Raw genomic sequence first — 13,038 nt, forward strand, 5'->3', positions numbered from 1 at the left:
AATCATGTTTACCCTGTTAGCTATATTGGGCGGGATGGTCGGTCTTTTTTTCATCGGATTGTCGGTCATGACGATTCGCCAGTTTGTCGTTCGCAGCCCCGAGGGGAACGGTAACCACCGACTGCGCCTAAGGAACGGAGAGGAAACCCGTAAGGTGCTCCTCCGCTGGAATATGGCAGATTACTTGCTGCTATTTCCGGCTGCCTTCGCCTTTCTGTTCTTGCTCGTGGATGTCATTGCCGTTCTGCGCGACCAAAGCTTGTTCCCCGATTATCATATCGGCTATCTGCTGTGCGGCTTCGTTCTCTTCCTGCTCAGCTTTGGTTTCCTCTACGCTCGACTTCTGCTAGCCATGACCCTAAGCCATAAACCGTCGCCCTCGCATCAGGAGCCAAATCCAACCGAGGGAGAGCGCACCAAATAGCGGATAGAGCAGGGAGAGCAGCGAGCTGAAGCCAATCTGAGCCCCTCCGTAACAGACGGCAAGCAGAGCGAGAATCAGGATCGCATTGGGCAATCGGGAATGCTGCTTCAATTGCAGGGCGAGACCGAACACATCCGCTACGAAGGTCGTAAATATTTCACCGAAGATGACCAAGGTATAAATGAACTGGACCAGCGGCCCGAATTGGCCGATCAGCTGCGCCATCGGAATTTCGAACTGGCGAATATCCGGCATTCGAGCGGAGAGGGCGATATGTCCAGCCATGAGCATGAGTCCGACCAAGATTCCTCCAACAATGCCGCCGATGAGCAGCACTCTGCGCTCCGAAAAGGCATTCCCCAGCGGGACAAGCACAGCTTGTGCGGTCGCGAGATTAAATGCGGCGTAGAGCAGCGGCGAAATTGCCGTTTTGAGAATGGGATAGTCATTCGGTAGGATGAGCCAATTGCCGGCAGTTGGCAGCTGCTGCGTCCCAATAAAGATGAGCGCCACATACAAGAGCATGAAGGGAACGACTACGGTGTTGATGGAGAGAATGCCGCTCATGCCCTTGCGGAGCACCCAAAACCCGAGAAATAACGTGAGGAGAAGCCCTGTCTGGTAATGGAAGCCAAGCTGCTCCTGAAAAAGCGAACCGGCACCCGCGATCATCACCGTCGAGGTTCCGAGCAGCACGGCGAGCTGAAAGAGGCTGAAGGCTTGGCCGAAGCGGGGGCCGAGGAGGGTGCGGTTGAGATCCTCATAGGATTTGGCCCCGGTATCATGCGCGAGCAGCATCAGCTTGGTTCCGAGCCATACAAACAAAAGAGCTGCCAATGTAATGGAGAGCGCGGCCGGCCAGCCATATTGGGTAAAGAATTGCAAAATTTCCTGGCCGGAAGCGAAACCGGCGCCGACGATCGTGCCTACATAGGTAAAAGCTACCTGGAGGATTTGTCCGAACTTACGCAAGGAGCAGCACGTCCTTCCCATCCCATCCTTGCTATCAAGGTATGTCCGAAGGATCCAAACTATGTTTGGTAGGTAAGACAGCCATTAACGCAGAAGAAGCCCGACCGAACTCCAGCGAGTGTTGAACTGGAATACGGTCGAGCTTTTGGGTATCAGGAGGGGGGCTTGTCTTACAAATCCATGCGGTCGAACAACTTGATGGATTCGATCGTATTCGATTCCGGGTCGATGTCAAGCTTGAGCACGGTCTGCTCTGTCCAATAAGTCATCACATACCCCGTGTTGCTGTCCGGAGTGCCCAAGGTATCCAAAACCTTGGTACCGGATTCGCCGATCCGAAGGCCGCCAAGTCCGGGATCGGCTGCGTTTCCGCTGATCTCCACGAATCGCACGCGTGCAGATGCATCAAATCCTACGGAAAACTGGGAATAATCATAAACCGTCACTGGATCAGAGTCATCGTCCAATACATACTGGCTGTAGGGCTTGCCGTAGCGGGCGGTGACCTCCTTTTCCGTGTCATCGAGAGTAAGGGCCATCAAGGAGGGGTGTTCGTGAGAGTATGCGGCGGCAGCGGTGCCTTGTTGTTCAGCCGGTTTCTTCTGCGGTTCTCCGGTCTTCGAACGAAGAGCTTCCGCAGACGAATTATTCGTATTGGTTGCTGCCCGATTCTTATGAAGGATGCCCGGACTGGCGATATAACCAGCTAGAAACCCGACGGCGATGGCCAAAGAAACCACCAGCAAGCCGGACAAGGCACGTTTCATCGTATGCTTCATCTGTTCCAATCCTTTCAAACTCTCTCTCTAGGAAATCACTCTCTATTATAAACGATTTCATAGCGGAAAAAGTTGCGATTTTGACAAATTTTTATTCCTTTTTATGGAATTTGACTCGTAAATTCGAAAGGTTTCGATTATAGAAAAAGGGTATCTCCCTTTTCACCATGATTTAGGATAGGAACCGAACGTACGTTTGAAGGGCAGATTAGTGCATGAACGATTGGGGAATCGTAATTATACAATCCTGATTAGATCCATCCGTTCGAAACAGCAAGTACGTCATGGCCAAGATCCAATGAGGAGGCTGGATCTTTCTTCTTACGATGAAGCAGGGTGTTCCGGTCGAGCAGTTGGATATCGATCCTTGTCCGGATGATGGAATGCGAGATCTGTTCGGAACCGTTTAAAAAAATGCAAACGAATCGGCTATTCTTTGATATGATAGATGAAAGAAAACGGGAAATTGGAGGATGCGGAGATATGGAGCTGCTTAAGGAAAGAATCCGCCGGGAAGGCGTTGTTTTGTCGAACGATGTGCTCAAGCTGGATGCGGTGTTGAATCATCAAGTGGATCCGCACCTCATCATGGAAATGGGCAAGGAATTCGCCCGCAGGTTTCGGGAAGAGCGGGTAACCAAGGTGGTGACCATCGAATCTTCCGGCATTCCGATTGCATTCGCCACGGCGTGTGAGCTTGGCGTGCCGATGGTGTTCGCGAGGCGCAAGAAAACCTTGACCACCGATCAGGACTGCTATTGCGAGAGGGTTCCGTCCTTCACGAAAGGGATTGTCACGGACATCATGATCTCCAAGTCATTCCTTTCCGAGAATGATCGCGTGCTTGTCATTGACGATATCATTGCAAACGGCGACGCTGCCCGCGGCGTTATCCGTATCATCGCCCAATCCGGAGCGGATATCGCCGGTTTCGGGGTTGCGGTGGAAAAGGATTTTCAGCAAGGAGCGAGAACGATTCGCGAACTGGGCGTCCGATTGGATTCCCTGGTGAAGATCTTGCGCCTGGAGCCGGGACATATTGTCATGGAGGATTGACCTCAGGGAAAAAGTACCCTTTTCCCCGCTGTACTTTTCTTATATAATAAGGGGAAGCGTCATAGAGAGAGGAGGCACCATCGATGGGGAACGAACGGTTTTCGGATGACTACATGCTGGAGAAGCTGGCTGATGCGAAAGTGCACTTCGAGAGGGCCCTTGACTGCAAACACACGGATTTTGACGATCTGTATCCCTATATGATTGAACACCCTCAGTTTTTTTGGTACAAACGCTACGTAGCCTGGTCGGAGCTTTTGACGATTGTCAAGCTTTGCGAAGAGCTGGAAGTCGCTTGGCAGAGCCAATTCTCTACACGTCAAGCCGAGTATGTTCAAGAGAAGGTCATGTCTGGCAAAGTCTTGGACTACTGGTACGAGACGAACGATAGCAAAGAGCATGTCAGCTAAATAATCTTGCGCTTCGTGCGCATCAGAGAAGAACCCGGACCGCTGTAGCGGTGCCGGGTTCTTGTTCGTTTGAAAGCTTGAAACTGCTGACTCCATCCAATGAGTAAGGTCTGCAGCATGCTTGCTGCAAGGATACGAAGTCGAAGAACGTTGACAGAGCTTGGGTTACATGTCTCCATCAAATTCCGGCGGCCAAATGACCGGACCGGGCTTTCGTCTGTCTGCTTTTACTTCTTCCATATAGCGTTTGAGAGCGTGATCCTCTTGGTCGAAGCGGCAGATCATGGCCGCATCCCAGCGCTCATTCACCGACTCGCCTGGCAGGGGAAGCAGAGGCAGGTCACCTGCGGGCAGAGTAAGCTCCAAGTGAGTAACCTGAGGGTCCAATTCGGCTGTCAGACGGGACAGCATCTGCATAGCGCATTCCTCGTCCTTGGCAAGGAAAACGGATACTTGCTCCGGATGCTCCTTCGGGTAGCGGAGATAACCGATAAGTTCTTCTTGCTTCCACAGGGTAACGGAACAAACTCGAGGAGTGGTGCTGACCCAGTCTGCTAGACGAGCCTCCGGTTTACGCACAAAGTCGGCTGAACCATACCAGGTCTCCCACATCGTCATCAGTTCGGGCAATTCCACTTCCCGAACCTTTTTTTCGGTAAGTTCAACAGAGGAGGAGATCGGAAGGTCGTTTCGTGCGATTCTCCAGAGCTGCTTGCCAAACATATGTGTCGAATAACCCAAACGGGGATAATAGGTGGGATGTCCGAGCAGAAAAGAGAAGCTGGCCCCTATAGAGCTTGCCCGCCGGTGTCCTTCTTTCACGAGCCGGCTTCCGATTCCTTTCCGCTGATAAGTGGGGTGTACGGCAAGCGGGGCGAGCAGGACAGCAGGAACATCGCTGCCATCGATCCTCATGGAAAGAGGGGTAAAGAGCGCATGACCGACGATTTGGCCTTCGTGAACGGCGACGAGAGACAAATCGGGGGTGTAGGTGGTCCTTGCTCGAAGAGTCGAAACCAGGATTCCTTCCCCGGTATACGGTCGATAATCGAATGCCAGGAGGTTCACCTGGTTGATGTCAGGGTAATCCTCAGGTTTCTCCGAACGGATATGAATATCAAGGGAAGTCTGTTGATCAAGGTTTGGGGTCATCGGTTTGCTCCTTCTCAATGTAGTTTTTTCCATTGCTCTTCTTTGGTTTCGATCGTCAAGCCCTCAACGTGATGCTTTCGCAATTGATTGCGATTCTTGCGGTTTTCCTTCGACTCAAAGACAATATCCATGTCGTAATCCTCTGGATATAGATGCTTGCGGTCGATGAACGGCTTGATCCGCTTCACGTTCACAAGCAGCTTCTCCTTCTTGACGAGCAAGAGGAGATTGCCGCGCTCATCCGCAAGCCGGAAGATGACCCCGGATTGTTTGAGATGGGGAATGAACACGCGGTCTCCAATTTTCCATTTCTGCTCCTTAGGAGCCTCTCCTTCACTCTCATCGCTTTGCGTCGCTGTTGGGACGAGCCGATCCTTCTTTCTTTTCGACTTCCTCTTCCGGTGGGGGTTTGGAGTCAGATTTACTTGAACACTGTACGGAGATTCATCTCCGTGAGAGCCGTTCGCTTCGCTATCATCCTTAGATGGAATGGGTGGAATCGCCATATGCGATTCAGCTTTTTCTGTACTTCTTCGGGCAGAAAGCTCTTTGGCTCGTTCGATGATGGCCGAGGACATGCCAAGCTTGGCTGCGATCTGGAAAGCATAGCTGTGTCCTGCTTCCCCGATTGTCAGGCGGTACAGAGGACGAAGAGTGTCCGGGTCGAATTCCATCCGGGCATTCTCGAATCCTTTCGTTTCGGCGGCAAAGGTTTTGATTTCACCGAAATGGGTACTGGCCAAGATAACGGCGCCTCTGCGCGCCAACTCCTCCAGCACGGCGATGGACAACCCGACGCCCTCACCCGGGTCTGTTCCGGCCGCCAATTCGTCCAGCAAAATCAAGGTGCGGGAATCGGCTGTACGAAGCATGCGGAGAATATTGCGCATATGCGCTGAAAAGGTGCTGAGCGATTCATCCAAGCTTTGGTTATCGCCGATATCCGCTTCGATCAGAGAGAAGACGGACAGCTCGCTTTCTTCGGAAGCGGGGACGAGAAGTCCCGACTGGGCCATGAGAGTAAGCAGGCCGATCGTTTTCAATGAGACGGTTTTTCCTCCCGTGTTAGGGCCAGTGATGATCAAGGCCCGATAATCCTCTCCAACGCGGATATCAAGAGGAACAGGAGTCCCTTGAAGGAAGGGATGCGTCGCTTGGATCAGGCGGATGTGGCCATGCTCGTTCATGGTGACCTTTCGCCCTTGGATTCGGTGTGCGTATTTGGCCTTCGCAAACAAGAAGTCGTATTGACCAATCACCTCTACATTCAAGCGGATTTCTGCTTCTACCGCTTCCACAGAGCCGGTGAGCTTGCTTCTGATTCGGTCCTCTTCAACGGATTCATCCGCGTGAAGCGAAGACAGCTCCGCTTGGATCGGGGCTAGCTCAGCCGGTTCGATAAAGACGGTTTGACCACTCGAGGATTCATCCAGCACGACTCCGGGCACCTGCTTGCGAAATTCCTTCTTGATCGGGAGTACGAAGCGGTCCCCGCGCTTGCTCACGAGAGCTTCCTGCAGATAGGAGCGGTATTTGCCTAGCAAGGAATCGATTCGGCGCTTCAACCGCTCTTCCTCGGTTCGGATCTTCCGTCGGATTTTCCCGAGCTCGGGACTCGCCGAATCGATCAGTTGGCCGTACTGGATCGAGCTCTCGAGCTCTTCCAGCAAAACTTTCAGCTCATAGAGCGAGCGGGCATAGCTGCCGATCCGTGGTGCGACATCCTCCCGCTGCAGCATGTAACGCTTCCACTGGCCGACTCCGCGCAGGAAGAGAGCGATTTGGCCGAGGTCTTCCAGGCTGAGAATGTAGCCTTTGCCGATGAGAGCAAGGGGAGCTTCCATTCCTTGCAGAGTTGGCAAGGGGAGACCGGAGCTCCTCTCGACGATCCGTTTCGCTTCCTCTGTTTCGGACATGGCGTCAGCAGCGAGCTTAGCGGTTGGCAACGGTGCAAGCTTTCGAACAATTTCCTTCCCTGCGAACGAAACGGCGAGCTCCTCAAGCTCGGCGATTACGCGGGGGTATTCCAGCTTCGTCAACGTTTCAGGATTCATGGTGTTCCTCTCCATTCATTTGAAATTCGGACAAACGGGTACGCAAAAAAGACATGAAGAACGCAAGCAGCGTCACTCCATGTCCAAGGACGATTAACCGTCGCGAGCCATCAATTCGGCAGCAGAGTGCCGACAAAAGGCAGCGAAACAAGAAAAGACCGTGCAGCAGCACGGTCCATCCATCGGTTAATCCGTTCGGGATATTGGCCGGTGAGGGTTTGCTGTTCTTAACTGATGTCGAAGCAGCAGGAGGCGGACTCAAATAGAAGGGCTATGACCGAATACAACATCCGATTCGTCCCATTGAGTGTAAATACCTTGGCCTACATGCATTGCGTTCGACTTATGAAATTACTCAGTTAAGAACAATCACCGACATCAAAATTTCCCCTTTACGTTAGGTTACACCCAGTATAGGTGATGCTCTCCGGCAAAGTCAAGAAACGACACCCGGGGAAAACGGTTATAGGTGTTCTGTATCGATTCCCTGCATGGATCGGGGGCGAGAGCTCCAACTTCTTGGCGAACTCCTATTACCAAATTCGCTTGTTATGCGGGATAGCGCGTAGATAAAAAGCCCTCCCGAATTGCTTGGAGGGCAGGGAATGAGGGATAATGATTAGAAAGACCAATATCCAAAGGAGAGAGATTCAATGATCAGCGACGAGCAACTGGACATGTATCGGCTGGAGGGCACCCGGATAAGGGTCGTACGCGACGCTGATCCGGGAAATGATGTGAAAGGGTATGTGATGGCTTGGGATGATCACACGGTCATGATCAAGAAGCTAAATCGGCGCGTCCTCAAGCTTGATCGGACCTATACTTATGAACCGTGGGATGAAGAGCGGGCTTCCACGTAACGACCGGCCAACAGGCTGATCTCCGTCTTCACGTCTTCGCGCGGCATGCGGAAGGTCTCTCGGTAGCCGCGGCATACATAGCGGCAAGATATTCCTTCGGAATCCCGCTCCTCCGAATAAATGCGGATTCCGGCGAGACCCAGGTTAGCGCGAATTCGTGAAAGGTCCTCGCGGACCGAATCCATCATTCGCTGGATCACAACGATATGAGGGAAGCTGATGCGAACGGCGGAATCGCGAATCGCATCGATATCCTGCTGCAGCATGGTGAGCAGGACAGGGAGCAGCACATAATGCTTCACCAATTGCTTCTCCGTAGCGGTAGGGACAAGGGGACGGGAAAGATCGATTGCGTTCAGCGCCATGATATGCGAACCTCCGTTCGTATTGTTGTTTCCATTGTAACCCAATCATTCAGAAGTTGCAAGAAAATTACAAAAGGATTTTCAACGTTTTCATAAAAGGAAACACAGAGGATTTTATCCTTCTCCCCCGCAAGAAAAAACATCAAAAAAAAGATTTGACATCGATATTCGAAACGTGGTATATTATTTTTTGTCCGCAAGAGACACCTGAATGAAAATGACGGTTATTCAAGCGGCAAAGGATATGCGGTCATGGCGGAATTGGCAGACGCGCTAGATTCAGGTTCTAGTGTCAGCAATGACGTGGAGGTTCAAGTCCTCTTGACCGCACTATAACGACCAAAGGTCTCTTCTTCGGAAGGGGCCTTTTGTTTTATTTGGCATCCGCAATCTCGATAGTGTACCGAAACGACATGTACCGATACTTCGCGACAAGGTTAGGTTGGATTTCCGCTTTCATAGTGAATCGACATGAGTCGGCAGGATATTTAAAAATAATCCCAAATATGAGCCGTGTTAGGTATTTTGTCAAAAAAGCAAGAAAGATGGGTTATATTGCATTTATTGTTAAATATATTTACACGAAAACCGGCTTGTGCTATATTGTACGAAATGAAAAATATTAGGATATTCGGTGGAATAATGTTAAATATGAAAAAGATTATCCTCTATTGTCTCCCTTATGCCGGCGGTTCATCTTACATATACCAACAATGGCGTGGGATTTTGGACGATTTTATCGAAGTGATTCCACTGGAGTATTCCGGTCGGGGGACTCGTTTCGGAGATTCCTTGATCAAATCGGCTGAGGAACACGTTGACGATTTGTTCTGTATAGTCAAGAGCAGACTCGAAGAACCATTTGCTTTTTTTGGACATAGCATGGGAAGTTTACTTACCTTTGAATTGATACGGACCATTCATCAACGAACGGGCAGGAGTCCCGTCCATGGGTTTTTCTCAGCCGGATACCCGCCAAATCGAAAACCTCCGTTTCCATATAGCAGCCTTCCCGATGATGATTTCGTCTCGAAGATACAGCTGCTAGGGGGAACTCCAATTGAGCTTTTCCAACAGAAAGATTTGCTGAAGCTCTTTCTTCCCATCCTTCGAGCGGACTTTCAGGTAATTGACGAGTATGTCTACCAGCCAGAACTCGGCGTTCTCCCATGCGATATAACCATTTTTTCAGGAGAGCATGATCCGTTTACCCGTCACATTTGCATATCCGAATGGGAGGATTTCACGAACGGAAGCTGCTCGTTCATGGAGTTTCCCGAAGGGCACTTTTTTATCCGAAGCTATGAAAAAGAAATCGTAGATACGATCAGGAGAACACTGGAATCATATAAAGCTCATTCTTAATGAATTGAGGGATAATATGATGAATACGGTTTTATCCAAAGAACATTTGGAACTGCTCCAGCAATTGAATAATACGAAACTAGAGTATCAAACCGACAAGACCATTCATCAATTGTTTGAAGAGCAGGTTTGCCGTAACCCCGACCAAGTGGCTGCTAGTTATGACCGATGTCGAATGTCATACGATGAGCTGAACAAGAAGGCCAATCAATTGGCTAGGCAACTGCGCTGCGAAGGGGTCGGCCCCGGAACAGTGGTGGGTTTATTGGCAGGTCGGTCCTTGGATATGTTGGTTGGCGTATTCGCGGTTATGAAAGCCGGAGGCGCTTATTTGCCACTTGATCCCGCTTATCCGCAAGCCAGGATCATGCAAATGATAGAGGATAGCGAGACGAAGGTCATTCTTACTCATCAATCCGTAGAAATTTCACTTGCCTATACGGGAAAAGTTCTCCAAATCGACAACCCGAGCTTGTACGAGACGGATGATTCAAATTTGGAGCACGTGAACGAATCTACAGATATGATCTACTTGATCTATACCTCGGGATCTACAGGGAAACCAAAGGGAGTAATGATTCATCATCAGGCCGTACATAACTTTATTGAAGGAATGACGCGTCTGATTCCTTTCTCGCCGGGATCTTTCATCGTATCCTTGACAACCATTTCCTTCGATATATTCGTTCTTGAATCCCTGCTTCCCTTAACCAAGGGAATGAGCATCGTGATTGAGGACCCACGGCAATTTCCCCTCACCCTTAACGGGCAAAAGATTCATGCGCTGCAAACAACTCCTTCCACCATGAAGCTGATTTTGGATCGCGATGAGAGCGTCGCATACATCAAGGAGCTGGATTTCCTATTGCTGGGCGGAGAGCCTTTGCCAGAGAAACTCCTTCGTGATCTTAGAGAAATCACCTCGGCAAGAATCTTCAACATGTACGGACCGACAGAGACGACGGTATGGTCATCGGTTAAAGAAGTTACGGATTCTCAAATCATCACCATTGGGAGGCCGATTGCCAATACGCAACTCTATATTCTGGACGACGAAGGGAACAGAGCCCCTAGCGGTGAAGCCGGGCATCTCTACATTTCCGGAGATGGATTGTCCCAAGGTTATTATAGAAACCGGGAATTGACTGAGAATCGATTCGTAGACAATCCCTTTATTCCTGGAAAACGGATGTACAAGACTGGCGATATCGGCAAATTGCTGCCGTCCGGGGAAATCCAATTTCTCGGAAGGGCGGATCAACAGGTTAAGATACGGGGATTTCGCATCGAACTCGGAGAGATCGAAAACATTCTTTCGCAGCATCCTTACGTGGATGAATGCGTCGTTGAAGCAAAAGGAGCTCAGGATCATGAGCGCTATCTGGTCGCTTACTATCGATCGGAACATGCTCTTGTAGTATCGGAATTGATCGTCCATTTGAAAGGGCAGTTGCCGGATTACATGATTCCCGGATTCTATATCAAGCTGCAGGAGATGCCGCTTACACCAAACGGCAAGATCGATCGGAAACGGCTTCTGGAGCCGGATCGGACGAGGCCGTACATGAGCGTTCCCTATTCTGCGGCGGCAAATGGAACAGAAACCCTGTTGAAGGAGATTTGGGAACAGGTTCTTCGATTGGATCAAGTGGGCATGAACGACAATTTTTTTGACCTGGGCGGAAATTCTATTTTGCTAGCTCAAATGTATAGACAAGTGGAGCAAGCTTTCGATGTGAAATTGGATATAGCGGACTTGTTTGCTTTTCCAACGGTAGCAAAACTATCACAGCTTCTCACGAATATGAGTTCATCTTGGGATGGCCTCAACTCGCAACCGGATGAATATGAACGACAGGAATGGTTTTTTTTAGAAGAGTATGTGAGATTATTCACATCTGCCGAAACGGAGATTACAGCTTACGATATGGCCCTATCGCTCTTTCTCTTTGTCCTTCACGAAGGATACGGTCAGGAAAGAGTCACGGTTAGAAGCGCACTTCTGGAAGCTGAAGAAGTTTCGATCCAGATGCCCAACCATCAGATGGAGCGGCTGGAGGAGCTATTCCGATCGGTTTCTCGTCAACGACTTCAGAGGTTGGCTGAGCCGGAAGGAGAGTGGGTCGTAACCTGCCGGATGACGAGTAACGAATGGATCAGGTTGGTCTTGAGCCGAGATGATGACAAGCTCCATCTTCATGCGAGATCTCGCTACGCTACCGTAAAGAACAAGGATGTCTCGTCCCTATTCGATTCTTACTTTACTTTGACCCAAGGATTACTAAAGACAGGAGAGGTGAACGGTCAATGAAACGGGCTTATCTGTTCCCTGGACAAGGTTCGCAGTATGTGGGCATGGGCAAGAAGCTATATGACGAGTCCCACGCGGCAAAAGAGACTTTTGAGGAAGCGTGTGATGTGCTGGGGTTTGACCTCAAACAAATGTGCTTCTATGGCGACCTCAAAACGCTGTCTCAAACCGAAAATACGCAGCCTGCCATTTTAACTTCCAGTGTGGCCGCATTTCGCTCCTTTCAGGATAGATTCGGAGGGGAACCCTCCTATATGGCCGGACACAGCTTGGGGGAATATTCCGCGTTAGTTTGTAGCGGGACCCTATCCTTTGCCCATGCTCTGTCCATCGTTAGAACGAGAGGAATGCTCATGCAGGAGGCCGTTAAGTCAAGCGAAGGCGGTATGACGGCCATTAGCGGAGTTCTCTCCAATGAAATAGAGGATGTTTGTATCGAGGTATCCAAACCCGACTGTTATGTCTCCGTATCCAATTACAACTCCAATGATCAAACTGTCATATCCGGCCACCTGCTTGCCGTTCGGGCTGCAGAAGCTAGGTTGAAAACAAGAGGAGCTTCCGTAATCCCTTTAAAAGTAAGCGCCCCTTTCCATAGCGAGCTCATGATTCCGGCTGCGGAACAGCTCCAGGCCTACATGAGCGATCTCCCCTTCCATCCTCTTCAATATCCGGTCTTATCCAACGTGAGTGCCCTCCCTTATCCAAGTGAAGCTGAAATCATGACCAGTCTAGTAAAACAAATGGTAAAACCAGTTAATTGGGTGCAATCGATGCGCTTCTTGATCGATCAAGGGGTCGATGCCTTCATCGAACTTGGCCCGGGAACCGTTCTATCCGATTTGGTCAAGAAGATCGACTCTACGTCGGTTTCCTACTCTTATGATAACGAGGAGGATCTGTACCGGTGGAAAGAGAGAATCGGATGGAGTTCTCCGCCGAGTCCTCAAAAGCTCAAGCTGTTAACCCGTTGTCTAGCTGTCGCGGTTTGTACACCAAACCAGAATTGGAATAACGACGACTATCGCAAGGGTGTTGTGGAACCGTATCAGCGCATTGATAAATTGGTGGAAGAGATTGAAGCAACCCACAGGGAGCCTACAGTGGAGGAAATGCGGGCTGGGATTGACATGCTAAAGTCCGTTTTCGAGACCAAATTCACTCCGCTTCAAGAACAGCAAGAGCGATTTCATCAGGTATTGTCAGAAACGGGAACCATGGAGTTTTTTCCCGAAATCGCACGGGACAGCCGTATAGCGATCCTTTCCTAAACTCGTTTGATGTTAT

General features: G+C 50.1%; 12 protein-coding genes and 1 tRNA gene. 8 read left to right on the forward strand and 5 right to left on the reverse strand.

The genetic code is table 11. The annotated features are described in order from the left end of the window. Positions 1–4: 4 nt before the first annotated feature. A complete protein-coding gene (locus BN2684_RS18165) occupies positions 5–424 on the forward strand; it encodes a hypothetical protein (protein ID WP_058303536.1) in 420 nt (139 codons plus the stop codon). Here BN2684_RS18165 and BN2684_RS18170 read toward each other — a convergent pair. Then, the gene (locus tag BN2684_RS18170) at positions 359–1,396 is read right to left on the reverse strand and encodes a YkvI family membrane protein (protein WP_058303537.1); all 1,038 of its coding nucleotides are present in this window, start codon (positions 1,394–1,396) and stop codon (positions 359–361) included. The two genes, BN2684_RS18165 and BN2684_RS18170, sit on opposite strands and share 66 nt — an antisense overlap. A 170-nt stretch (positions 1,397–1,566) precedes the next feature. Next, complete coding sequence (locus BN2684_RS18175) at positions 1,567–2,175, reverse strand: hypothetical protein (RefSeq protein WP_148450009.1); 609 nt, start codon at positions 2,173–2,175, stop codon at positions 1,567–1,569. A 483-nt stretch (positions 2,176–2,658) separates the two neighbouring features. Here BN2684_RS18175 and BN2684_RS18180 point away from each other — a divergent pair, with 483 nt between their 5' ends. Together BN2684_RS18180 and BN2684_RS18185 are read left to right on the forward strand one after the other, a co-directional pair. After that, a complete protein-coding gene (locus tag BN2684_RS18180) occupies positions 2,659–3,231 on the forward strand; it encodes a xanthine phosphoribosyltransferase (protein ID WP_058303539.1) in 573 nt (190 codons plus the stop codon). Between the two features lie 83 nt (positions 3,232–3,314). Next, positions 3,315–3,641, forward strand: coding sequence for a hypothetical protein (locus BN2684_RS18185; RefSeq protein ID WP_058303540.1), 327 nt, complete (start codon positions 3,315–3,317; stop codon positions 3,639–3,641). 165 nt (positions 3,642–3,806) lie between these two features. Here the strand turns inward: BN2684_RS18185 and BN2684_RS18190 are convergent, their stop codons facing one another. Continuing rightward, positions 3,807–4,793, reverse strand: coding sequence for a GNAT family N-acetyltransferase (locus BN2684_RS18190; RefSeq protein ID WP_058303541.1), 987 nt, complete (start codon positions 4,791–4,793; stop codon positions 3,807–3,809). Between the two features lie 14 nt (positions 4,794–4,807). Next, positions 4,808–6,847, reverse strand: a complete 2,040-nt coding sequence (locus tag BN2684_RS18195; RefSeq protein ID WP_108722230.1) for an endonuclease MutS2 — start codon at positions 6,845–6,847, stop codon at positions 4,808–4,810. A gap of 653 nt (positions 6,848–7,500) precedes the next feature. Here BN2684_RS18195 and BN2684_RS18200 point away from each other — a divergent pair. After that, positions 7,501–7,710, forward strand: coding sequence for a hypothetical protein (locus BN2684_RS18200; RefSeq protein ID WP_058303543.1), 210 nt, complete (start codon positions 7,501–7,503; stop codon positions 7,708–7,710). Here BN2684_RS18200 and BN2684_RS18205 read toward each other — a convergent pair. Beyond that, complete coding sequence (locus BN2684_RS18205; RefSeq protein WP_058303544.1) at positions 7,674–8,075, reverse strand: YhjD family protein; 402 nt, start codon at positions 8,073–8,075, stop codon at positions 7,674–7,676. The genes BN2684_RS18200 and BN2684_RS18205 overlap by 37 nt on opposite strands. Positions 8,076–8,321: 246 nt before the next feature. Between BN2684_RS18205 and BN2684_RS18210 the strand changes: the two genes are divergently transcribed. From BN2684_RS18210 to fabD, 4 genes are all read left to right on the forward strand, one after another. After that, positions 8,322–8,405, forward strand: a tRNA-Leu gene (locus BN2684_RS18210). Positions 8,406–8,726: 321 nt separating this feature from the next. Beyond that, on the forward strand, positions 8,727–9,440 hold the full coding sequence (locus BN2684_RS18215; RefSeq protein WP_159065813.1) for a thioesterase II family protein: 714 nt from the start codon (positions 8,727–8,729) through the stop codon (positions 9,438–9,440). A gap of 19 nt (positions 9,441–9,459) precedes the next feature. Continuing rightward, complete coding sequence (locus BN2684_RS18220; RefSeq protein WP_159065814.1) at positions 9,460–11,751, forward strand: non-ribosomal peptide synthetase; 2,292 nt, start codon at positions 9,460–9,462, stop codon at positions 11,749–11,751. Then, complete coding sequence (gene fabD, locus BN2684_RS18225; protein WP_058303547.1) at positions 11,748–13,022, forward strand: ACP S-malonyltransferase; 1,275 nt, start codon at positions 11,748–11,750, stop codon at positions 13,020–13,022. Before BN2684_RS18220 ends, fabD begins: the two co-directional genes overlap by 4 nt. Positions 13,023–13,038 lie beyond the last annotated feature (16 nt).

The sequence above is a fragment of the Gorillibacterium timonense genome, from assembly GCF_001457415.1.
Lineage (GTDB): Bacteria > Bacillota > Bacilli > Paenibacillales > NBRC-103111 > Gorillibacterium > Gorillibacterium timonense.